Annotated in this window: 22 protein-coding genes and 1 pseudogene; all 23 read left to right on the top strand. The window is 53.4% G+C overall.

Annotated elements, in window-relative coordinates:
* Nucleotides 1-274 precede the first annotated feature (274 nt).
* The 23 genes and pseudogenes from H6G00_RS15070 (at nucleotide 275) to H6G00_RS14960 (ending at nucleotide 22,669) form a co-directional block, all read left to right on the top strand.
* On the top strand, nucleotides 275-934 hold the full coding sequence (locus H6G00_RS15070) for a response regulator transcription factor (RefSeq protein ID WP_190680955.1): 660 nt from the start codon (nucleotides 275-277) through the stop codon (nucleotides 932-934).
* A 202-nt stretch (nucleotides 935-1,136) separates the two neighbouring features.
* Entirely contained in the window at nucleotides 1,137-1,706 is a 570-nt protein-coding gene (locus H6G00_RS15065; RefSeq protein ID WP_190797368.1) for a thioredoxin domain-containing protein, read from the top strand.
* A gap of 241 nt (nucleotides 1,707-1,947) precedes the next feature.
* Nucleotides 1,948-2,415 carry a VOC family protein gene (locus H6G00_RS15060; protein WP_190797367.1) on the top strand — a complete coding sequence of 156 codons (468 nt, stop codon included), beginning with the start codon at nucleotides 1,948-1,950 and terminating at the stop codon, nucleotides 2,413-2,415.
* 189 nt (nucleotides 2,416-2,604) lie between these two features.
* Nucleotides 2,605-3,546 carry an NAD(P)-dependent oxidoreductase gene (locus H6G00_RS15055; protein WP_190797366.1) on the top strand — a complete coding sequence of 314 codons (942 nt, stop codon included), beginning with the start codon at nucleotides 2,605-2,607 and terminating at the stop codon, nucleotides 3,544-3,546.
* 19 nt (nucleotides 3,547-3,565) lie between these two features.
* Nucleotides 3,566-3,973: a hypothetical protein gene (locus H6G00_RS15050; RefSeq protein ID WP_190645965.1), complete on the top strand. Its 408-nt coding sequence runs from the start codon at nucleotides 3,566-3,568 to the stop codon at nucleotides 3,971-3,973.
* 80 nt (nucleotides 3,974-4,053) lie between these two features.
* Nucleotides 4,054-4,635 (top strand): NAD(P)H-dependent oxidoreductase, encoded by a 582-nt coding sequence (locus tag H6G00_RS15045; RefSeq protein ID WP_190797365.1) that lies wholly within the window; start codon nucleotides 4,054-4,056, stop codon nucleotides 4,633-4,635.
* A 69-nt stretch (nucleotides 4,636-4,704) separates the two neighbouring features.
* On the top strand, nucleotides 4,705-5,454 hold the full coding sequence (locus H6G00_RS15040) for an SDR family oxidoreductase (RefSeq protein ID WP_190797364.1): 750 nt from the start codon (nucleotides 4,705-4,707) through the stop codon (nucleotides 5,452-5,454).
* Nucleotides 5,455-5,554: 100 nt separating this feature from the next.
* Nucleotides 5,555-5,953, top strand: a complete 399-nt coding sequence (locus H6G00_RS15035; RefSeq protein ID WP_347278187.1) for a cupin domain-containing protein — start codon at nucleotides 5,555-5,557, stop codon at nucleotides 5,951-5,953.
* Nucleotides 5,954-6,214: 261 nt separating this feature from the next.
* Nucleotides 6,215-7,069, top strand: coding sequence for an oxidoreductase (locus tag H6G00_RS15030; RefSeq protein ID WP_190797362.1), 855 nt, complete (start codon nucleotides 6,215-6,217; stop codon nucleotides 7,067-7,069).
* 217 nt (nucleotides 7,070-7,286) lie between these two features.
* On the top strand, nucleotides 7,287-7,997 hold the full coding sequence (locus H6G00_RS15025) for an SDR family oxidoreductase (protein WP_190797361.1): 711 nt from the start codon (nucleotides 7,287-7,289) through the stop codon (nucleotides 7,995-7,997).
* Between the two features lie 105 nt (nucleotides 7,998-8,102).
* On the top strand, nucleotides 8,103-8,432 hold the full coding sequence (locus H6G00_RS15020; protein ID WP_190645971.1) for an NIPSNAP family protein: 330 nt from the start codon (nucleotides 8,103-8,105) through the stop codon (nucleotides 8,430-8,432).
* A gap of 56 nt (nucleotides 8,433-8,488) precedes the next feature.
* On the top strand, nucleotides 8,489-10,186 hold the full coding sequence (locus tag H6G00_RS15015) for a GMC family oxidoreductase (RefSeq protein WP_190797360.1): 1,698 nt from the start codon (nucleotides 8,489-8,491) through the stop codon (nucleotides 10,184-10,186).
* Between the two features lie 153 nt (nucleotides 10,187-10,339).
* Nucleotides 10,340-11,020 (top strand): VOC family protein, encoded by a 681-nt coding sequence (locus H6G00_RS15010; protein ID WP_190797382.1) that lies wholly within the window; start codon nucleotides 10,340-10,342, stop codon nucleotides 11,018-11,020.
* Nucleotides 11,021-11,157: 137 nt separating this feature from the next.
* Complete coding sequence (locus tag H6G00_RS15005) at nucleotides 11,158-11,742, top strand: DUF6130 family protein (protein ID WP_199318497.1); 585 nt, start codon at nucleotides 11,158-11,160, stop codon at nucleotides 11,740-11,742.
* 247 nt (nucleotides 11,743-11,989) lie between these two features.
* The gene (locus H6G00_RS15000) at nucleotides 11,990-13,345 is read left to right on the top strand and encodes an epoxide hydrolase family protein (RefSeq protein WP_190797359.1); all 1,356 of its coding nucleotides are present in this window, start codon (nucleotides 11,990-11,992) and stop codon (nucleotides 13,343-13,345) included.
* A gap of 96 nt (nucleotides 13,346-13,441) precedes the next feature.
* A complete protein-coding gene (locus tag H6G00_RS14995) occupies nucleotides 13,442-14,443 on the top strand; it encodes a carbon-nitrogen hydrolase family protein (protein ID WP_190797358.1) in 1,002 nt (333 codons plus the stop codon).
* A 146-nt stretch (nucleotides 14,444-14,589) separates the two neighbouring features.
* Nucleotides 14,590-15,570: pseudogene (locus H6G00_RS14990) on the top strand (thioredoxin family protein); the annotation flags it as partial.
* A 55-nt stretch (nucleotides 15,571-15,625) separates the two neighbouring features.
* Entirely contained in the window at nucleotides 15,626-16,555 is a 930-nt protein-coding gene (locus H6G00_RS14985; RefSeq protein WP_190797381.1) for an NmrA family NAD(P)-binding protein, read from the top strand.
* Nucleotides 16,556-16,729: 174 nt separating this feature from the next.
* Nucleotides 16,730-18,202, top strand: a complete 1,473-nt coding sequence (gene msrA, locus H6G00_RS35400) for a peptide-methionine (S)-S-oxide reductase MsrA (RefSeq protein WP_242042279.1) — start codon at nucleotides 16,730-16,732, stop codon at nucleotides 18,200-18,202.
* A gap of 124 nt (nucleotides 18,203-18,326) precedes the next feature.
* The gene (locus H6G00_RS14975) at nucleotides 18,327-19,073 is read left to right on the top strand and encodes a glucose 1-dehydrogenase (protein WP_190797356.1); all 747 of its coding nucleotides are present in this window, start codon (nucleotides 18,327-18,329) and stop codon (nucleotides 19,071-19,073) included.
* A 30-nt stretch (nucleotides 19,074-19,103) separates the two neighbouring features.
* Nucleotides 19,104-20,867: an MOSC domain-containing protein gene (locus tag H6G00_RS14970; RefSeq protein ID WP_190797355.1), complete on the top strand. Its 1,764-nt coding sequence runs from the start codon at nucleotides 19,104-19,106 to the stop codon at nucleotides 20,865-20,867.
* A 42-nt stretch (nucleotides 20,868-20,909) separates the two neighbouring features.
* The gene (locus H6G00_RS14965; protein ID WP_190797354.1) at nucleotides 20,910-21,506 is read left to right on the top strand and encodes a redoxin domain-containing protein; all 597 of its coding nucleotides are present in this window, start codon (nucleotides 20,910-20,912) and stop codon (nucleotides 21,504-21,506) included.
* Nucleotides 21,507-21,589: 83 nt separating this feature from the next.
* Nucleotides 21,590-22,669 (top strand): alpha/beta hydrolase, encoded by a 1,080-nt coding sequence (locus tag H6G00_RS14960; RefSeq protein WP_190797353.1) that lies wholly within the window; start codon nucleotides 21,590-21,592, stop codon nucleotides 22,667-22,669.
* The last annotated feature ends 49 nt before the right edge of the window (nucleotides 22,670-22,718 follow it).

Genomic DNA, 22,718 nt, shown 5'->3' with positions numbered 1-22,718 from the left:
TTATCGGGGCGCTATCGCAATCGGCGACGGCACTTCACGCGCAGAGTGCATTTGCTCGCAGGCATCCTCAACTTTGAGTTGGCTCTCGCTTGCTGATTCGTGCAAGAAGTCTATTGAATTACTTCCATTGATTGAGCGTAGAATTGGTGTGGAGTATAGACGGGATCATCGTAAGGAGTATCTTCAGTTCTTCGGTATCGCCAATGAAAGCCTCAAAGAACTAGAAACTTTGGATAGACAACTGACTTCTCCACGCCACACACCCTATGCTCCGATGACTTCTTCACACCCCACACCCCACACCCCACACCCCACCCCACCAATTCGGGTTCTGATTGTCGACGACCACTCCCTCGTTACAGAAGGATTGGCAAACATCATTAACTATGATCCAGAAATGGTAGTGGTTGCTCAAGCAGAGAACGGGCAGCAGGCGATCGCCCTGTATCGTGAACACCAGCCTGATATCACACTAATGGATTTACGAATGCCAGGAATGGGAGGGGTTGAAGCCATTACTGCGATTCGAGCTGAGTTTAAGTCAGCTCAAATTATTGTGCTAACCACGTATGATGGTGATGAAGATATTTATCGAGGATTGCAGGCAGGTGCTCAGGGCTATCTGCTTAAAGATGTAAAACCCAATGAACTTTTGAATGCAATCCGGATGGTTCATAGTGGTCGGCAGTACGTCTCTTCGACTGTGGCAAGCAAGCTGGTAGAGCGGATGAACAACCCAGTACTCAGCGATCGAGAGCTAGAAGTGTTCCGTTTGATGGCGCAGGGATTGAGTAATCATGACATCGGAGCTGCTTTAAATATTGGTGAAAGCACTGTCAAATCTCATGTGACTCGTATTTTAAACAAGCTGGGAGTGAGCGATCGCATTCAAGCCGTCATTGTGGGTGTCAAACGCGGGCTTGTCAGTTTATAGATTGTACTTTAAGAAAATTAGATTCCGACTTTAGTCGGAGTCGATGGTCTACTTTTAATAGGTACCTCGTGCATCCCCGGGTTGTGCAAAACTGTGGACTCTGAGTGGACGACACACAAAAACTATTTATTTATATTGAATCCATGCAAACGGTAACAGCAATTTAGTTGCAGGGTTTAAGTTTGCTTGGCAGGTTTGAAAAATGGCTAATGCCCGTGAGCAACATTCCTTGTTTGTCCCGCCTTTGATGCAGGATCACATTCGAGGTGTGCCAAATGCCAGTGCTGTACTCGTCATGTATGGAGACTATGAATGTTTTCAAAGTGCAAACGTCTACCGGTTGATTAAAGCGGCTCAACAACAATTAAGTTGTTCTTGCCAGGAGAATGATGTGTGTTTTATCTTTCGTCATTTTCCTCAGATACTGATTCATCCTCACGCTCAACGGGCAGCAGAAGCAGCGGAAGCAGCAGCAGTTCAAGGTCAGTTTTGGCAGATGCATGAGGTACTCTTTATCCATCAACAAGCGCTAGAGGACGGATACCTCGTGGAGTATGCAAATCATCTAGGACTTAACGGTTCTCGATTTTTGCAGGATTTATCTAGAAAAGTGCATATCGCTCGTATCAACGCAGATAGCGAAGGTGGGCATCAAAGTGGAGTAAAGGCTGCACCTGCTTTGTTTATTAATGGAATTCGGTATAGCGATCGCTGGAATGTAGAGCAGTTAATTACAGTGATTATCAACGCAATAAGTCGAGGGAAACGATGAGAGCGCAATGAGTTAGACATCAGACAGATTATCAGTGTGCTGCTCAATCAGTGAATAATGCAATCTTCTCTGAAGCCTGTCAGGTCTATGCTGCTGGCTCATTTTCCGCTGCTTTCCTCCAATTCAAATAATTAAGTTGCATCTTAACTCAAAGAACTTGAGTGGTTTGGATGGGGCGATCGCTGAAGAATGAAAAGTAACGAATCTGAACAACAAATCCACCAATCTAAAGGAGAACAAGATGAGTAACAATCCTGTAACCAGCCAAGCCATGAAACTCGAAGTTGTGGTGATACCTGTTGCCGATGTCGATCGCTCCAAAGACTTCTACAAAACGTTGGGATGGCGACTTGATGCCGACTTCCCTGGCGAGAATGGTTTCCGAGTCGTGCAATTTACCCCACCTGAATCACAAGCCTCGATCATCTTCGGGAAAGGGGTATCGTTAGCCGAGCCAGGCTCAGTTCAAGGCTTATACCTCATCGTCTACGACATCGAAGCAGCCCGCGCCAAACTCGTCGAGCAAGGTGTTGAGGTGAGTGAGGTGTTCCACGACATTGGTGGAGTCTTCCACCACGCTGGAACTGAGGGACGCGTACCAGGTCCCGATCCAAAACGTGGTGACTATGCTTCCTATGCCTCGTTCAGTGACCCAGACGGCAATGGTTGGATACTCCAAGAGGTCAGAGTGCGGCTTCCCGGACGCTAATTAGAATATTAATCGCTTAAAGACAGAAGCGAAGTTCACGACAGAGATGATGACAAGAAAGTGGGTGGAGAAGTAGAGGAGTGGTGGTGGAGCTACTTATCATCCCTTCTACCCCCTTACCCTTCTACCCCTTCCGCTATCAACGCGATGTAGTGCTGTACTAGCCAACCCGTTTTGGAGGATTTACAGATGAAGGTTTTTGTTGCCGGGGGAACAGGAGCGATCGGTCGCCCAACGCTCGACCAATTACTTGCCAGAGGACACAATGTTGTCGCGCTGACCCGCACCCCAGAAAGAGCACAGTCCTTAGCGGCACAGGGAATCGAACCGGCGATCGCCGATGTATTCGATCCAGATTCAGTCAAAGCAGCGATCGCCCAAGCTAAACCAGACGTAGTGATTGAACAACTCACCGCTCTACCCAGAACTTACACTCGCGAATCCATGAATGCGACAGCGGCTCTAAATACGCGCATTCGCTCGGAAGGCAGTGCCAATGTGCTGGCAGCAGCAAAGGCAGCAGGGGTGCGCCGTTTCCTGAAACAGTCGATGTCCTTCTGGGGAATTCCCGGTGCTGGATTGGCAGATGAGGAAACCCCGTTATCGGTTGATGCCTCCCCTGCCGTTGCCGCCGATGCTCGTCTCGTCCTTGACACTGAACGTCGTTTGCTCCAAACGCCTGATCTAGAAGGAATCGCTTTACGTTATGGTTTCTTCTACGGACCCGGCACCTGGTTCAACCCGGATGGTGATGTAGCGCAACAGGTGCGGCAGCAACAGTTTCCAATTGTGGGCAATGGGGATGGCGTCTGGTCTTGGTTACACATTGAGGATGCAGCGATCGCCACTGTTGCAGCCGCAGAGCAAGGCAATCCTGGGGTTTATCTGATTGTGGATGATCAGCCTTTAGCAGTGCGCGACTGGCTGCCTGCATTTGCTCGATCGCTGAATGCTCCACCCCCGCCACGAGTATCGGTTGAAGATGCTCTCAAATTGGAGGGTGGTACGGATATTGTTTACTACCAGACTCAAATGCGAGGTGCCTCGAATGCCAAGGCAAAACGTGAATTGAATTTTCAACCGCGGCCGTTGGAATGGGTGGTTGAGACTGCTGTAACTCATGCTAGTTGACCTGTTAAAGGAGAAGAAGATGAAGATTGCCCAATATGGAACAGCGATCGTAGTCATGCACGTGCTCCTTCATGTCCTGCATGGCTTAGCGCATAATGAAATCCCAATTTCCCTTTCTCTGTTTCAAGGTTTGTTTGTGGGCGTTGTGGTGATATTGTCTCCCATTATTGCAGCCGGTTTACTCTGGACGTCGTTCTATCGTATTGGTAGCGGGCTTTTGCTGGGTTCATTGGCAGGCTCACTCCTTTCTGCAATTTATAATCATCACTTGGTCATTAGCCCCGATCATGTTTCTCAAGTTTCCTTTGAAGGATGGGGCTTGCTTTTCCAGGCTACCGCTTACCTGATGTTAATCGTTGATGGATTGGGTTGTTGGATTGGTGTATTGGCGTTGAGAACAATTCAGCCACCAGAGAAGGCAATATAACTTCCTCTCAATGGTTTAAACCAGATGGCTCAAAACTCAACAACCATAGACTCATCACAAAAAATTAGAAGGAGGAATTCATGACCGCTGCCAAAATTCTTGCTTTTGCCGGAAGTGCTCGCCAAGATTCTATTAATAAAAAACTGGTTAAAATCGCCGTTGAAGGCGCTAAAGCTGCGGGTGCAGAAGTGACCTACCTGGATTTCCGCGATCTGCCCATACCACTCTATGATGGCGATTTGGAAGAGGCTGAGGGACTGCCGGAGAATGTCCTCAAACTCAAGGCTCTAATGAAAGCGCATCAGGGATTCCTGATTGCCAGCCCAGAATACAACAGTTCGATCACTCCGCTGCTAAAAAATGCGATCGATTGGGCTTCACGTTCTGAACCGGGCGAACCTCCATTGGCGTGTTTCGCAGAAAAGGTTGCGGTGTTAATGAGTGCTTCCCCGGGAGCATTGGGAGGCTTACGAGGATTAGTTCATGTCCGTTCCATTCTTGGCAACATTGGGGTTTTAGTGTTGCCAGATCAGCAGGCAATTAGCAGCGCGTATCAAGCGTTTGATGAGAATGGCAATTTGAAGGATGAAGCCCAACAGACAAGCATCCTGCAACTTGGTCGCAAACTCGCAACGGTGACTGCCAAACTCAATTCTCTCTAAACAAAGTAGAGCATTTCAACTTGCGTAAGCAGCATGGTTTCATCGCATTAAGTTATCAGAGGTATTGTCATGAAAATTGTTGTTATTGGTGGCAGTGGGCTGATTGGCAAGAAGCTTGTGAGCAAGCTACAGAAACTTGGGCATGAGGCGATCGCAGCATCCCCTTCTTTAGGTATCAACGCGGTTACAGGTGAGGGACTGGCTGAGGCGTTGGCGGGTGCTCAAGTTGTTGTTGATGTGACGAATTCGCCCTCCTTTGAGGATGCAGCGGTATTAGAGTTCTTCGAGAAGTCAACCCGGAACCTGCTGGCAGCAGAGGCAGCCGCAGGTGTAGCTCATCACGTTGTGGTGTCGATCGTGGGTGCCGATCGCATTCCCGATAGCGGCTATATGCGTGCGAAAGTCGCTCAGGAAAAGTTGATCCAGTCCGCAGGAATCCCCTATACAATCGTCCGCGCTACGCAGTTCTTTGAGTTCATCGAGACGATCATTGCTCAATTTCCCACGGATGGGCAAACAGTCCACCTGCCTCCTGCCTTTATCCAACCTATCCTATCAGAGGACGTTGCTGACGCGCTGGTGGATATCACACTGGGAGCACCAGCCAACAGCATTATCGATCTAGCAGGTCCAGATCGGTTCCGTTTTGAGGAAATCATCCACCAATTCCTGAGCGCAACTCACGACTCACGTCAGGTGGTTGTAGACAGCCACGCCCGTTATTTTGGTGCAGCGTTGAACGATCAGCTCGTTCCGCAGGGTAACTCGCTCATCGGTTCGACACACTTTGAGGAATGGCTTAACCGCGCGATCGCCTAGAGGACGGACTGTTTGTATTCACGTTTGTATTCACGCAAGGAGAACCTAAATGTTCACTAGATTTTTCTGTAGAGTTGCATTCCTGACTCTCTCCCTAGTCATGGCGCTCTCTATATTTGCCACTTCCCCCGTATTCGCAGCTTCAGCCGGTGGTGTGTTGGGTGAAAAGGTAACGTTGGTCTTCGATGGTGCCCTTCCCAATGTGCCTGGTAAGAGCATTAAAGTCCAGACGGTCGAATATGAACCAGGTGTCTCATCGATCCCTCACACCCATGCAGCGTCAGCTTTCATTTATGCAACAGTCTTGGAAGGTGCGGTTCGTAGCAAAATCAATGACAATCCAGAGCAGGTGTATCACGCGGGTGAGAATTTCACTGAACTACCTGGCGATCATCATCGTGTCAGCGCAAATGCCAGTGATACTGAACCCGCACGCTTGCTAGCAGTGCTTATCGTCGATACCGATGAACAGAATCTGGTGATAAACGACGAAGAGTGAGGCGCAAAATTGCACACAAAAATTTTAATGTATCGACAATTCAGAATCACTTCATCACGCAGCTCATCTGAAGCGTATCAGGTCTAATGACTTCACTTTCTGCTGCTTTCCTTCAGTCTGAATAATTAAGTCGCGTTTTAACTCAAAGAACTTGAGTGGTGTGTATTGGTCGATCGCTGAAGAATGAAGTTAATCGAGGTGAGCAGCAAGCTTACCAAGCTAAAGCCAACACACAAAACAACACTTAAGCGAGGAAAGAAGATGAAAACTCAGAAAGTATGGTTCATTACCGGAGCTTCCAGAGGATTTGGGTTAGAAATTGCCCAAGCCGCTCTGGCAGCAGGCGATCAGGTCGTAGCAACGGTTCGCAGTAATCCTGCACAACTCACCAATACCCTGCACAACCACCCGGATCTGTACGTGGTGCAGATGGATGTCACTCAGGAAGACCAGGTACGTGAAGCTGTTAAGGAAGGTATTACTCGTTTCGGTCGGGTTGATGTTTTAGTCAACAATGCCGGGTTTGGCATGGTTGGTGCGATCGAAGAAATCACGGATGCTGAAGTTCGCAAACAATATGAAACCAACGTGTTTGGTTTACTTAACGTAACTCGTGCCGTGTTGCCGTACCTGCGCCAGCAAAAGTCTGGGCACATCATCAATATCTCATCACTGTTCGGCTACGATGCAATTCCAGGCTGGGGCTTGTATGGATCTACTAAGTTTGCAGTCGAAGGTCTTTCAAAAGGGCTAGCAGTCGAATTAGCACCGCTCGGCATTCATGTCACGGTAGTCGCTCCTGGTCTTTTTAGCACTGACTTCTTGAGCACTGACTCCTATGTCGCGGCTAAAACCATCATCGACGATTACCAGGAAACGGTAGGACCGATGCGGAGCGGAGCCGATGCGCTACACAGAAATCAGCCCGGTGATCCGAAAAAGTTTGCTCAAGTAATGCTTCAACTCGCTAATACAGACCGTCCACCGCTGCATTTACCCGTCGGCAACGACACGATCGCCCTATACCGAAGCAGCGCTGCGAAAATAGCACAGGACGTTCAAGCATGGCTGCCAGTCGCGACCAGTACCGACCATGACAAGCGGATCGCGGCTTAGACCATCTTGCCCCTAACTCTAACCCTAACCCTCGATGCCATCGAACCTGCCAGTTTTGAATTGAGCAAGCTTAACTGGCAGTTAACTCAACTAACTTGAATGGTCTAAATAAGAGCGATTGCTGAAGAATGAAGTGTAATTGCACTGTGCCATTCAACATATCTGACTTTTGACCCTCATTCCACTCATCTCTCAAACATATCAAGGAGTTTTTCTAATGAGCACTGAACAGAAAGTTGCTATTATCACCGGCGCATCGCAAGGCATCGGCGCAGCTCTAGTCAAGGCATACCGCGATCGCAACTATCGGGTAGTTGCAACCTCGCGCTCGATCGAGCCATCAAACGATGACGCAATTATCACAGTGCCGGGCGACATCGCCGATCGAAAAACCGCTGAGCTTGTGATTTCCAAAGGTGTTGCACACTTCGGACGCATCGACACACTCATCAATAACGCTGGCATCTTCATCGCCAAACCGTTCACCGAGTACACCCAGGCAGACTACGACGTGTACCTGGGCACAAATATTGCTGGCTTCTTTCACATGACGCAACTGGCGATCGCCGAGATGGAGAAGCAGGGCGGCGGTCATGTTGTGCAGATCTCAACAAGCCTGGTTGACAACCCGATCGCTGGTGTACCCTCTGTGCTCGCATCACTGACAAAGGGTGGACTGAATGCCGCAACCAAATCACTGGCGATCGAGTATGCCAAGCGTGGTATCCGGGTAAATGCGATCGCGCTGGGAACTATCAAAACGCCGATGCATCCCCCTGAGACCCATGCTCAACTCGCTGCCCTGCACCCGGTTGGTCAGTTGGGTGAGATGTCCGATGTCGTCGATGCCATCCTCTACCTCGAATCAGCCAACTTTGTAACAGGCGAAATCCTCCACGTTGATGGTGGACAGAGTGCGGGGCACTGATACCGTCTTACACCCAGGGAGCGTCATTGACGCTCCCAAATAAGATTGCTCGATCGTCCAACCTGCTGACTCAGGAACGCACCTTGTGACCCAACTCGAAAAAGCATGATCTACGAATTGCGCATTTATTACGCCATGCCCGGACAACTACCCGCGCTGCTGTCGCGCTTCCAGAACCATACGATACAGATTTGGGAAAAGCATGGCATCCGCCAGGCAGGATTTTGGACAACGCTAATCGGTGAGAGTGAGAGTAACCGGCTCACCTACCTGCTTGCCTGGGACAGCATGGCTGAGCGCCAGGAGCGTTGGAGTGCATTCCTCACCGACCCCGAATGGATTGCGATCAAGGCTGAAAGCGAGAAGGATGGTCAACTTGTGCAAAACATTAACAGCGAGTTGCTGACACCAACCTCCTTTTCCTCGGTGAAGTGAACGGTAGGGCGATCGCCGGACTCAGTTAATTCGATTTTGAAAGCGAGGTAGTCGCGATGAAGACGAATTTTGAGAACGAATCCTTTGAGGATGAGCGTGAAACCTATCAACGTGAAACTGATAGCCACGATGTTTTCACCGAACAGGTTCGCAACAACCAGCGCCAGCTTACCTCTGAGCTAAGACACCAGTATGATTTTATTGTTTGCGGATCTGGATCGTCTGGCTCACTGGTCGCCCGTAGACTGGCTGAAAATCCTGATGTCAGCGTTCTGCTGATTGAAGCTGGAGGCAGCGATGATCTGCCAATCGTCCTGGAAGCCAATCAATGGCCGATGAACCTTGGAAGCGATCGCGACTGGAGCTTTCAGGGACAGCCAAATCGACATGTGAATGGTCGTTCGATTCCGTTCTCGATGGGCAAGGTACTCGGCGGTGGATCGAGCATCAACGTCATGGTTTGGGCACGCGGACACAAACAGGATTGGGATTTCTTCGCCTCCGAAGCCAACGATCCAGCCTGGAGTTATGAATCTGTCTTGAAGATTTATCGCCGCCTGGAAGATTGGCATGGTGTACCGGACCCGATGTATCGCGGAACGGGAGGACCAGTATTTGTCCAGCCTGCACCAGATCCAAACCCGATCGCACCCGCAACGGTCGAAGCAGCGCGATCAGTCGGTATTCCTACGTTTGAAAATGCGAACGGACAAATGATGGAAGCGGCGAAGGGTGCTTCTATCACCGATGTGCGAGTCCGCAATGGCAAGCGCGAATCGATATTCCGTTCCTACGTCTTCCCTTATCTAGATCGTCCAAACCTGACGGTTCTCAGTCATGCACTAGTCACACGGCTGACGTTCCAGGGCAAGCGGGTCACTGGCGTGGAGATCGCTTATCGTGACGCGATCTATCGCATTGGTGCAGCAGTCGAAGTCGTGCTGTCACTGGGTGCAATTCATACGCCGAAAGTGCTGATGCAATCCGGTATCGGTGATGAGTCCGAGTTGCGACGATTTGGAATTCCTGTCGTGCAGCACCTTCCCGGTGTGGGGCAAAATTTTCAAGACCACGTTGCATTTGACTGTGTCTGGGAATATGAAACCGCTCTCGAACCCAGAAACAACTTGTCCGAGGCAATCTTTTTCTCGACGAGCCAGTCCGGGCTTGACAGTCCAGACGTATTTGTTTGCCAGGCTGAGGTGCCAAAAACCACTGCTGAGAATGCCGCCCGGTTTGGGCTACCTGATGCAGGCTGGACGTTATTTGGGGCGATCGTGCACCCCAAAAGCCGGGGTCGTCTGCGCCTGACGGGAGCCGATCCATCCGACCCGATTCTGATTGATGCGAATACGCTGTCTGACCCAGACGATCTCAAAACCGCGATCGCCTGCGTAGAACTTTGCCGCGAAGTCGGTAACTCCGCCCCGCTTCGTCCGTTTATCAAGCGCGAAGTCATGCCAGGGAATTTGAAAGGAGCCGAACTCGAACGCTTTGTTCGAGATGCTGCGACAAGTTTTTGGCATGAAACCTGCACCGCAAAGATGGGTCGAGATTCCATGTCGGTGGTGGATAGCAACCTGAGAGTGTATGGAATCGACAATCTCCGGATCGCGGATGGCTCAATTCTGCCGCGAGTAACGACGGGCAACACGATGGCTCCCTGCGTGATCGTTGGGGAGCGGGCTGCGGAAATTCTACAGGTCGAATATCAGCTGCAAACCCCTGTAAAAACAGTCTCAGTCGCACCATAAAATCACCACACTTTTCATTGCACTTCTCATTAGTGAACGCACATTTAAGTCGCGTGTTAACTCAAATAACTTGAGTGGTGTGAATGGGGCAATCGCAGAAGAATGAAGTTAATCGAGGTGAGCAGCAAACTCACAATTCAAAGGAGAAAAAAGATGAGTAGCAATCACGTAAACCGTCCAAACATGAAACTCGAAGTCGTGGTGTTCACCGTTTCCGACGTCGATCGCACGAAGGCATTCTACGAGAAGCTCGGCTGGCGGCTCGATATCGATATCGCAGCGGGCGGCTACCGCAACGTGCATGTGACGCCACCTCAGTCAGACGCCTCGATCATTTTCGGCAAGGGAGTCACTCCAGCTAATTCTGGCTCGGTGCAAAACCTGGTTCTCGCTGTAGACGACCTCGATGCCGCCCGCAAAGACTTGCTCGATCGTGGTGTCAACGTCAGTGAGATCTTCCACTACGCTGGCGGTCCCTTCAATAACGCGGTGGAGAACCCGCGCGTCAGCGGGCGCGACCCGGAAGGTCGTTCCTACTTCTCATTTGCCTCTTTTGAAGACCCAGATGGAAACCTCTGGTTGCTCCAGGAAATCACAACGCGGTTTCCTGGTCGCCTGTGGGACTCTCTACAAGCAGACGTTGCCACCCTTGCAACCCTTCTCCACGAGACGGCAGAGCGTCACGACCATTACGAGAAGACTCACGGCGAGCATAACTGGTGGGACTGGTATGCGCCCTACTTAAGTGCACGTCAGAGTGGTAGCAACCCAGAAGAGGCAGCCGCAGCCGCTGAGCGTTACATGGAGACGATTTTGCCTGTTCTTTCCAAATAACCGATCGCCTTTTCCTCGTTGCATTGAGCGATGGGGCGAGCGACGGAACTCAAACCCACAGCTCGCCCCGCCATCACAACTGAGTCATATGGATGACCAATACATAACCTCAGTTAAACCCAATTGGAGCAAGACCAATGTCTGAAAAAATCAACCCACTACGCCGCCGTTTTTTGGGCGTTGCAGCCCTGAGTATTGCTGCTACACAGTTAGGTCGATTCGGTTTGGCGAACGCACAATCGAGCCAAACACAGCCAAAGGAAGCCGCCACACCTCAACCCGGAACCGCGCAGTCCACCGACCCAAACGCAATCCGCCCCTCCACCCCAAGCGCGAGGGACATTCGCGGCGCTTCACCGTATCTCCCGCTCGAGAACGAGCCCGAACCCAAGCTGATCGTAGATCCCCCACTTCCTCAAGGACTGGCTTTGGGCATCTTCTGGGCCCAGTACCGAGTAGAGAATTTGCGTATCGTACCCGTTTTTGGAGCAGGTGCAATCCAGACCTCTCCGCGGGTCGGGCATTTGCACATCACCGTCGACGATCTGCCCTGGTGGTGGGCGGATGCGAGTGATACCAACACAATCGACATAGCCGGACTGCCACCCGGACCGCACAAGGTAAAGATCGAGTTAGTTGACCCTAACCACAACGTTTTCCCCGGACAGGTGGTGACGCAGATGTTCACCATCCCTGAATACCAGAGCGCGCACGCGCACTAATGGAGCCTCTATACCCGGCCCGCTTCGCCGGAGTAAAAGAGTACGTAAACCCGCTTCAAGTTTCGCACAGCAGGCAATTGGACCCAAGCACTAATGGGAGAAAGACCTTTGCTGCCAGCGTAGATCGCGATCGCCCACCAGAGGTATCAGCACCGACGAAACTGGTCTCTGTTCTGGGTCGAAAAGCACGACAGGTATCACGAAATTGATTAGAGCAGGCTGAGTTAAATCAATTGGAGAAAGATCAATGTCTGAGAAAATCAACCATCAACGCCGCCGCTTTTTGGGCATTGCAGCCGGGACGATCGCAACTACACAGCTAGGTCGATTCGGTTCTGCGAACGCTCAATTAAGCCAACCACACCCCAAGGAAATTACCACGGCTCAATCTGGAACCGTACACACCGATCCAACCGCAATCCGCCCCTTCCAAATCAACATCCCGCAAGCAGACCTCGACGATCTCCGCCAACGCATCGTGGCGACCCGCTGGCCCGAAAAGGAGACTGTCCCCGACCAGTCGCAGGGCTTGCAGCTCGCAACGATGCAAGAACTCGCGCACTACTGGGCGACAGACTACGACTGGCGCAAGGTTGAGGCAAGCCTGAAAGCCTTGCCGCACTTCATCACCGAGATCGATGGGCTAGACATTCATTTCATTCACGTGCGATCGCAACACGAAAACGCATTGCCGCTCATCGTCACGCACGGTTGGCCCGGCTCAATCATCGAGCAGCTAAAGATTATCGATCCACTGACCAATCCCACGGCATACGGCGCGAGCGCATCGGATGCTTTCGATGTCGTGATTCCGTCGATGCCGGGTTACGGCTTCTCCGGCAAGCCGACTACTACGGGCTGGGGCGTGGAGCGCATGGCACGTGCCTGGGACGTGTTAATGAAGCGGCTGGGCTACACCCGCTACGTCGCTCAGGGTGGTGACTGGGGTGCGTTTGTGGTTGACCTGATGGGTGTGCAGGCACCGACGGGATTGCTCGCCATCCACACTAACTATCCTGGGACAGTTCCAGCCGACGTCTATGAGGCGCTCCTGGCTGGCGACCCGGTGCCACCCGCTCTCTCGGCTGAGGAACGACGCGCCTATGAGCAGCTGGACAGAACGTTGAAGCAAAAAGTTGCCTACGCCAAGTACATGGCGTCGCGTCCGCAAACTTTGTACGGCATTGCAGATTCACCCGTCGGACTAGCCGCCTGGCTGCTCGACCACGATGATGATGGTGGTCAGCCAGCGGCTGCGGTCGTCGAGGCTCTGAACCGGCCCACGAGCACCACCGGCGAACTGACGCGTGACGAGATCCTTGACAACATCACGCTGTATTGGCTGACAAACACGGGCGTCTCTGCGTCTCGGCTCTATTGGGAGTATAAGGGTGGTTTTTGGGACGCTAAGGGCGTCTCTATTCCGGTGGCGGTGAGCGTCTTTCCCGGCGAGGCATATCAGGCTCCGCGAAGCTGGACCGAGCGGGCGTATCCCAATCTCATTTATTACAACCAGCTCGACAAAGGTGGACACTTTGCGGCGTGGGAGCAGCCAACGATTTTTACTCAGGAACTTAGGGCGGCGTTTAAGTCGCTGCGCTGAATTCTATTGCGTCTTTGGAAAACCAGCTCTTACCGGAACTGGTTTTATCACCTGACATGAACAGCAAATTACAAAACAGTGAAAAAGGCTAAAAACATGGTTACCAATCAGATCGTTAAAGCCGCCGCCGTGCAGATCAGTCCTGTGTTGTACAGTCGGCAAGGGACCATTGAAAAGGTCGTGAAGAAGATTCGTGAGCTGGGCCAACAAGGCGTCCAGTTCGCCACTTTCCCCGAGACCATCATTCCCTATTATCCCTACTTCACCTATGTGCTAGCCCCGTTCGCGCTGGCTAAGGAACATCTGCGGTTGCTTGAAGAGTCAGTCACGGTGCCGTCTGCTGAAACCCGAGCGATCGCCGAAGCCGCGAGAGAAGCAAACATGGTCGTTTCAATCGGCGTCAATGAGCGCGACGGCGGTTCGATCTACAATACGCAGCTTCTCTTCGACTCAGATGGTACGTTGATTCAGCGCCGCCGCAAGATCACGCCGACTTATAACGAGCGGATACTTTGGGGTCAGGGTGACGGCTCGGGTCTGCGCGCCGTCGATAGTGCCGTTGGGCGCATCGGACAACTTGCCTGCTTTGAGCATAACAATCCTTTGGCACGGTATGCGCTGATCGCTGATGGTGAGCAGATTCACTCGGCAATGTATCCCGGATCTTTCGCAGGACCGCTGTTCGCGGAGCAGGCAGAAATTAACGTCCGCCAGCACGCCCTTGAATCTGGCTGCTTTGTCGTCAGTGCGACCGCATGGCTGGATGCCGATCAGCAGTCCCAGATCATGCAGGACACGGGTTGTCCGATCGGACCGATTTCGGGTGGTAACTTCACTGCGATCGTGAGCCCAGACGGATCGATTATTGATGGGCCGATCCAGGCTGGTGAAGGCGAAATAATTGCCGATCTTGACTTTGCGCAAATTGACACCCGCAAAAGAGTTATGGATGCGCGTGGTCACTACAGCCGCCCCGAACTGCTCAGCTTGCTGATCGACCGGACATCCGCATCCTACGTCCATGAGCGCACCGCATACCCCAATGCTGATGGCTTGCTGATGGCTGTCGCGGAGGAGAGGCCAGTCGAAGTTCTCTAATTCCACCGTACCTGAACCAACGACAGGGAGGTCAGCATATGTCCGAAGAAATCAATCCTAATCGCCGCTCCTTTTTAACAACCACGGTTCAAACCATTGCTGCTACCCAGCTTGGTAGGCTTGGTCTCACAAAACAGCATGCTACATCGGCAACGGCTGAGTTACCGATTGAAGGCGAACTGCCTTCTCTAATCGGCGCAACCACATGGCTCAATTCGCAGCCATTAACGGTTGACGAACTGCGCGGAAAAGTTGTGCTCATCAACTTCTGGACTTATACCTGCATTAATTGGTTGCGCCAACTTCCTTATGTTCGCGCGTGGACCGAAAAGTATCAGGATCAGGGACTAGTAGTAATTGGTGTACATACACCGGAGTTCGGATTCGAGAAGAATCTCGATAATGTCCGCCGAGCTTTGACGGACATGAGAATTGATTACCCGATCGCCGTGGATAACGATTATGCAGTGTGGCGTGCGTTCGGGAACCGTTATTGGCCGGCCCTTTATTTTATAGACCCGCAAAGACGCATCCGTCATCACCACTTTGGCGAGGGCGAGTATGAGCGATCGGAAAGGGTCATTCAACAGCTTCTATCAGAAGCTGGAGCGGGTCGTGTCAGTCAGGAAATGGTCGCAGTCGAGGCTCGCGGTTTTGAGGCTGCTGCCGATTGGGACAGTCTGCGATCGCCTGAAAACTACCTCGGCTACGCAAGAACGGACAATTTTGCGTCTTCCGGCGCGGTGTTAAACAAGCCTCATTCGTATACCGCCCCCGCGCAATTGCAACGTAATCAATGGGCACTTTCGGGCGATTGGACAATCGGCAGACAAGCCATTGTCCTGAACCAGCCCGGTGGGCAAATTGTGTACCGCTTCCACGCCCGTGACCTTCATCTCGTCATGGGTCCGTCCGCACCAGGAACGTTCGTGCGGTTCCGCGTACTCATAGATGGGCAGCCAGCAGTTGAGGCTCGTGGACTTGACGTTGATGAACGAGGCGAAGGCACCGTGACCGAACAGCGGTTGTACCAACTGGTTCGGCAATCGGAGCCTATCCGCGATCGCCAATTCGAGATCGAGTTTCTAGATGCTGGGGTAGAGGCGTTTGCATTCACGTTTGGTTGATTACGCAAACAGATATGTCCTCGCAACGGGTGACAGGGAGGTAAATGATATGACGATGAACTCCACACATGACAGCCCAATCCTCGTGACTGGAGCGGCTGGCGATATCGGTGCGATCGGTCGCAACCTCACTGCAATGCTGCTCGACAAAGGGCACCAGGTGCGCGCCCTGGTCCGGCGGGAGGATGAACGCGCTGAAGCGCTGCGTCAGCTTGGTGCCGAGGTTGTGCAAGGCGATCTGACCGATCTTGCCTCGATGCATCGGGCGATCGAAGGGGTTAAGCGCGTCTATTTCGGCATGTCAGTCTCGGCAGCTTATCTCGAAGCTACGGTCAACACTGCTGTGGTGGCAAAACACCACGGCGTCGAAGCCTTCGTGAACATGTCGCAGATGACGGTGACGCAGATGAGCATCACGGACACCACTGACAGCCCGCAGCACAAGCTGCACTGGCTTGCAGAACAGGCATTGGCGTGGTCGGGGCTGCCGGTCGTCGCGGTGCGGCCGACGGTCTTCCTCGACGGCTTCTTCCTGCGTCTCGCCGCTGCTGGCGTTCGGGATAACGACGAACTGGCGCTGCCGCTGGGGAACGGCAGGACTTCCCCTGTTTCGGCAGTCGATGTAGCACGCGCCGTTGCCGAGATCCTCGACGACCCTGCCCCTCACATCGGTCAGGTTTACAATCTGACCGGATTTGAGTCCGCTGATTTGAACCACTACGCGCAGGTCTTTTCCGAGGCACTGGGTCGAACGATCCGCTATCGCAACGTGCCGCTTTCTGGGTGGGTTGACACGCTTCGTGAGTTTGGGGTGCCAGCGCACCTCGTCAACCACCTCGCGGTGATGGCCGAACTTCATGCCCAGGGGCGGTATGACCGCCTGACGGATGACCTGTTCAAGCTCACGGGCAAGACACCGACGAGCCTGTACGACTTCGTGAAATTGCACGCCGCTGAATTCACGCGAAGTCAAGTCGCGGCTTAAAGGGCAGGTCGCCCAGATGTCACCGAGTAGACGGCGGAAACTTCGCGGCACGGAAACAGCCGCAGTTCTTCTCTAGGGAGATCCGTGCTGCGTTTCGATCGCGACGCTAGTTAGCTCACCACGTACAAACCAAAAAGATCGAAACCTATTCAACCTATTCAAAAGGAGAACATCATGACTCAATCAGAAGTTACACAACGAAACAGCGGGCAGGCACTTGATGGGAATGCGATCGGAAGGAATAAACCCATAACCGTCTCGTTGCACACGCCCATCCAGCCGCAATTTCGCACCATTGATGGGCTATCCATCCGTTATGCCGAGAGCGAGGACCCAGGGCGAGGTGTGCATGCTCTCCTTCTCAGTCCTTGGCCGGAGAGCCTGTATGCGTTTGAGCCAACCTGGTCGCGACTCGCTGAGTACGCACATCTTGTGGCGATCGACCTTCCAGGCTTCGGACACTCTGAGCGACGCGACGACCTCATGTCCTCACGCGCCATGGGCGAGTTTATCGTGCGCGTCGCCGATGCATTTGGGCTGGAGCAGCCGCACGTTGTCGGACCTGACGTTGGCACCAGTGCTGCGCTCTTCGCCGCAGCCCTCCATCCAGGACGGCTACGCAGCCTTGTCGTCGGGAGCGGGGGCGCGGCAGTTCCACTACAGCTAGGCGGACTGCTAAAGGAGTGGGTCGAAGCCCCCGGACTTGAACCGTACCGCAGCCTCGACGGGCGACAGGTTGTCAGTGCAGCGATCGCGAAGTTCGAGCGATACACGCCGACCGATGCTGCACGCGAGGATTATCTCTCGTCCTATGAGGGTGAAAGGTTCGTCGAGTCGATGCGCTACGTGCGTGCGTATCCAACGCAGCTTCCCGACCTCGCTGGTCTGCTGCCAACCATCCAAACGCCAGTGTTGATCATTGCCGGACGGCGGGATCACGTCGTACCCCTGGTCAACGCGGAGTTTCTTCTCGAACGGCTGCCCGCGAGCACACTTGCCGTCCTCGAAGCGGGGCACTTCACATGGGAGGATGCTGCCGACGAGTACGCGGCGTTCGTCACAAACTGGTGGGACAGAGGCTATGCGATCGCCGACCCCCGATCAAGCGACATCAACGAGGAGAATGGAGCGGCTCTCCCGGTGACGACTAATGTGCAGCAGGTGGAGGTAGCCGTGCTTGCTGGCGGTTGCTTTTGGGGCATCGAGGACATCCTGCGTGAGGTGCCTGGCGTGATCGACACCGAGGTCGGTTACACGGGCGGCTGGCTTGAGAACCCGACATACGAGGACACGCACGACAGCCAGTCTGGACACGCCGAAGCGGTTCGCGTCACTTTCGATCCATCGGTGCTTAGCTTCGAGGATCTGCTCGATCGCTGGTTTTTCCGCCTGCACGACCCCACGACGCTCAACCGTCAGGGCAACGACATCGGGACGCAGTACCGCTCGGCAATCTTTCCGCAGACGGACGAGCAGCAGGCGATCGCGGAACGTGTCATCGCGCGTGTCGCCGTGTCAGGGCACTGGAAGCGACCGGTTACCACAAGCATTGAACCCGCTGCAACCTGGTACAGCGCTGAGGAGTACCACCAGGACTACCTGCGCAAGCATCCCGGCGGATACACCTGCCATTACCTACGCGATTAAGCAGCCCATCGGCGCGTCGGCGTGGATATCAGCTCACCAGTCAGCGCTTAAAACCGAAGGCCCAAACGGCTTTGACTATCACCTAACCTGCAACATTCACACCATATTTCTAAAGGAGATTGTCATGAAACTGGAAGGTAAAACAGCCTTAATCACTGGCGGTACCAGCGGCATTGGTCTAGCAACCGCTCAAGAATTTATCCGCGAAGGGGCGAAGGTCGTGGTAACGAGCAGGACTCCCGACAGGCTTGCCCAAGCGGCGGAGGTGCTAGGACCAAATGCGACCGTAGTCTCAGCGGATGTGAGCAAGTCTGATGAACTGGATGAACTGTTCAAGCACGTGCGCGAGAAGCATGGACACCTTGATGTAGTCTTCGCCAATGCTGGCATAGCAAAGTTGGGTCCGGTGGAGAGTACCACTGAAGAAGTGGTGGACGAACTGTTCAATACCAATTTTCGAGGCAATTACTTCACGGCTCAAAAAGCGCTGCCGCTATTGAAAGATGGTGGGGCGATCGTGTTCACCACATCCTGGTTTGTGGAGGTCGGCATTGCCGGAACATCAGCGGTGTCTGCGACCAAAGCGGCTCTGCGATCGCTCACACGCACCCTGGCAACAGAGCTACTGCCACGCAACATCCGAGTCAATGCGGTTAGTCCTGGCGTGATTGAGACGCCGCTGTTCGGGAAGCTTGGCTTGCCGGAAGAGACGGTCCAAGAAATCGGAAAAAGTCTCCTACAACAGATGCCGATGCAGCGATTTGGCACGGTAGAGGAAGTTGCGAAGGCGGTGGCTTTTCTGGTATCGGACGACGCCTCCTACATTACAGGAGTCGAACTTGCCGTTGATGGCGGGCGGACTCAGCTTTAAAGCGCAAATGCTGGATAGGAGATAGCCCCCATGGCAAGGTTGTTATCAGTCAACGTTGGTCTTCCTCGCGAGATTTCATGGCGCGGGCAGACCGTATATACAGCAGTATGGAAGGAGCCGGTCGAAGGACGTTGCATGGTGCGGCGACTCAACATCGATGGTGATGCACAAGGTGACCTGGCCGGTCACGGTGGCGAACAGCGCGCGGTGTTTGTCTACCAGATCGAGTCTTATCGCTATTGGGAACGTGAACTGAATCGGAGTGATTTCACATTCGGGCAATTCGGCGAAAACTTTACGGTGGAGGGACTGGCTGATAGTGAGGTCTGCATCGGCGATCGCTACCGGATTGGCGAAGCGTTGTTTGAAGTCACCCAGCCGCGTGTAACCTGCTATCGCGTTGGCATCCGCATGGATGATCCCAGAATACCGGCTTTGCTCGTGGCGCATCGCCGCCCGGGGTTCTACTTTCGCGTGCTTGAAGAAGGCGAGGTTGGGGCTGGTGACGAAATCATTAAAGTTGCTGAGGGTCCGGAGCAACTGACGGTTGCCGCAGTCGATGCGCTGCTCTATCTTCCCAAACCTGCCAAAGAAGACGTTGAGCGGGCTCTGCGGATCTCAGCTCTGAGCCCTGGCTGGCAGTCTTCTTTTGAGGCGATGCTCCAGCAGATGGCACAATCGGGGTCACGCACCGGCAATGCGGGTCTCGCTTCACCAGAACAGATGGCTACAGCCACTCCTGGATTTCGGTCTCTCAAAGTAGCTCGGATCGATCGCGAGAGCAGTAGCGTCGTCTCACTGATACTGGAGCCAACAGACGATCGTCCGCTCACCGTCCCTCTGACTGGGCAGTTCGTAGCATTGCGACTTCGTCCTCAACCGGATGGACCTCCAGTTTTGCGCAGCTACTCACTTTCGGGTCTGCCGGATGCCCATCGTTATCGCATCAGTGTTAAGCAGGAGCCGCACGGCCTCGCCAGCACCTACGTAAACACACAGCTCCGGATTGGCGATGTGCTGGAGGTCAGCGAGCCACGGGGTGCCTTCACCCTGCAACCAGGCGATCGTCCTGTGGTGCTATTGAGCGCGGGCGTAGGCGTAACTCCGGTGCTGGCTATGCTCCATGCACTGGTGTCCCAGGCATCGGTGCGCCCGGTTTGGTGGATTTTTGGCGCACGGAACAGCAGGGAGCATCCCTTTGCCCAGGAAGTACGCGATCTATTAGCAAAGCTTCCCAACGCCAGGAGCTACGTCCAGTACAGCCAGCCTGATTCCACTGACCGATTGGGGTTTGATTTTGATGCAGCCGGTCGCCTGACTGCCACTGTCCTCAAAGCGTTGGAGCTTCCCCTCGAATCCGATTTTTATCTGTGCGGACCACCCGCGTTTCTAGCAGACTTCACCGCCGGACTTGCCAATCTAGGAGTAGTGCGCGATCGCATCCACACCGAAGTCTTCGGTTCAGGCAAGTCCATCACCCCGGGCGTAGCGAACGCAGCACACCGTCCACCACACGCGCCGGATGGTCCTGCTGGCGAAGGTCCAAGCATTTCATTTGCCCGCACCGGGCTCACCGTTTCCTGGGACTCCAAGTTTCAGAACCTGTTAGAACTTGCTGAAGCCTGTGATGTCCTGGTGCGTTGGTCCTGCCGGAGTGGAGTTTGCCACATGTGCGAGTCTGGGCTAATTTCCGGGTCGGTGCAATATGACCCTGAGCCGCTCGACATTCCGGCGGTTGGGAACCTATTGATTTGCTGCTCACGCCCGCAGAAAGACATGGTCATCGATCTCTAGAATGCCTAGCAACATGCATGAAAAAAATTAGGAGGATTTCATATGCGATCTGACATTGTTCCAGGAGCGGTCTTTCCCGACTACGAACTGCCCGACCACACTACCAAGCGCCGGAAGCTCTCCGAGCTGCAAGGACAACATCCGATGGTCCTCGTCCTCAGTCGTGGCGGGTACTGCCCCAAGGATCGCCGACAAGCTGAGGGACTAGTCCAACTCCATCGTGAGATCGAGGTCGGCTATTGCCGTTTGGTCACGATCAGCACTGACAACCTCACCGAGACGAATGAATATCGCAGCGGCGTTGGGGCCCACTGGCCATTTCTCTCCGATGCCGGCCGCAAAGTTCAAAAAGACCTCGACATTGCCGAATACACCGACCCGCTCCACAATCCCATGATCCCCTACACGTTTGTCCTCGAACCGGGTCTAGTCATTTACAAGATCTACATGGGCTACTGGTTTTTTGGGCGACCGACTCTGGAAGAGCTGCGTCAGGATCTGCGCGCCGTTCTCAAGAAATGCCGACCAGATTGGGAAATCACAACACCTGAACTGAAAGCAGCATGGCAGGAAGGCCGCAAGGAACTCTTCTACCCGTATGGTAAAACCTACGCTCAGACGATCGGTGAACAGGACTAGGCGCGGAGTTATCACATGCAAGGAGGCGCACCAGTCAATCTCACACTGGAAGCCATCATTGCCCCTCAAAAGAGGCAGAGAATATGTCTGAAAAAATCAACCGTCAACGCCGCCGCTTTTTGGGCATTGCGGCCACAACCATTGCGACTACACAGCTAGATCGATTCGGTTCTGCGATGCGAAGCAATTCCCCTTCCGGGGTAATCGCCCAATCAAGCCAAACAAAACCAGCCGTTCTGTCCAGAATGAAGTCGGGCACAAACACGTCGTTCGGTTCACTGAGGCAGATTGATGCCGGTATCTTGAATGTCGGATACGCGGAGGTTGGTCCTGCGAATGGTGATCCAGTAATCCTCCTGCACGGCTGGCCCTACGACATTCACAGCTATGTTGATGTTGCTCCGTTGTTAGCGGCGGAGGGGTACCGAGTGATTGTCCCTTATCTACGCGGCTATGGGACGACGCGTTTTCTTTCGAGCGAGACACCCCGGAATGGGCAGCAGTCGGCACTTGCAGTCGATATCATCGCGTTAATGGATGCACTCAACATCGAGAAGGCGATCATCGGCGGGTTTGATTGGGGAGCGCGAACTGCCAACATCATCGCAGCACTCTGGCCCGAACGCACCAAGGCGCTTGTCTCGGTGAGCGGTTATTTGATCGGCAACCTTGAAGTCAACCAGATGCCACTGCCGCCGCAAGCTGAACTTCAATGGTGGTATCAATTTTATTTCGCAACGGAGCGGGGCCGCGCGGGCTACGAACAATATCGGCATGACTTTAACAAGCTCATCTGGAAGCTTGCTTCGCCGCAATGGCAATTCGATGACGCGACATTTGATCGCAGTGCCGAGTCTTTCAACAATCCCGATCATGTCAGCATCGTCATCCACAACTACCGCTGGCGGCTCAGTCTGGCTGAAGGTGAGCCGCAGTACGACGAGCTTGAGAAGCGACTTGCCGAAGCTCCAGTAATCATCGTGCCCACCATCACGCTTGAAGGGGATGCCAACGGTGCGCCTCACCCAGACGCCAGTTCCTATGCCAGGAAATTCTCGGGCAGATACTCACACCGGGTTATCAGTGGCGGCATTGGACACAACCCACCTCAAGAAGCGCCACAGGAGTTTGCAAATGCGATCGTCGAAGTTGACGGTTATTGATGGTGTTTTACCTGAGTCGTGAACAGACAATTTACAGCACGGAGAAAAC

This window comes from Leptolyngbya sp. FACHB-541 (assembly GCF_014695875.1).
Lineage (GTDB): Bacteria > Cyanobacteriota > Cyanobacteriia > Elainellales > Elainellaceae > JAAUTN01.
The sequence above is the reverse complement of the archived record's forward strand: the minus strand, read 5'-3'. Positions and strand labels throughout refer to the sequence as shown.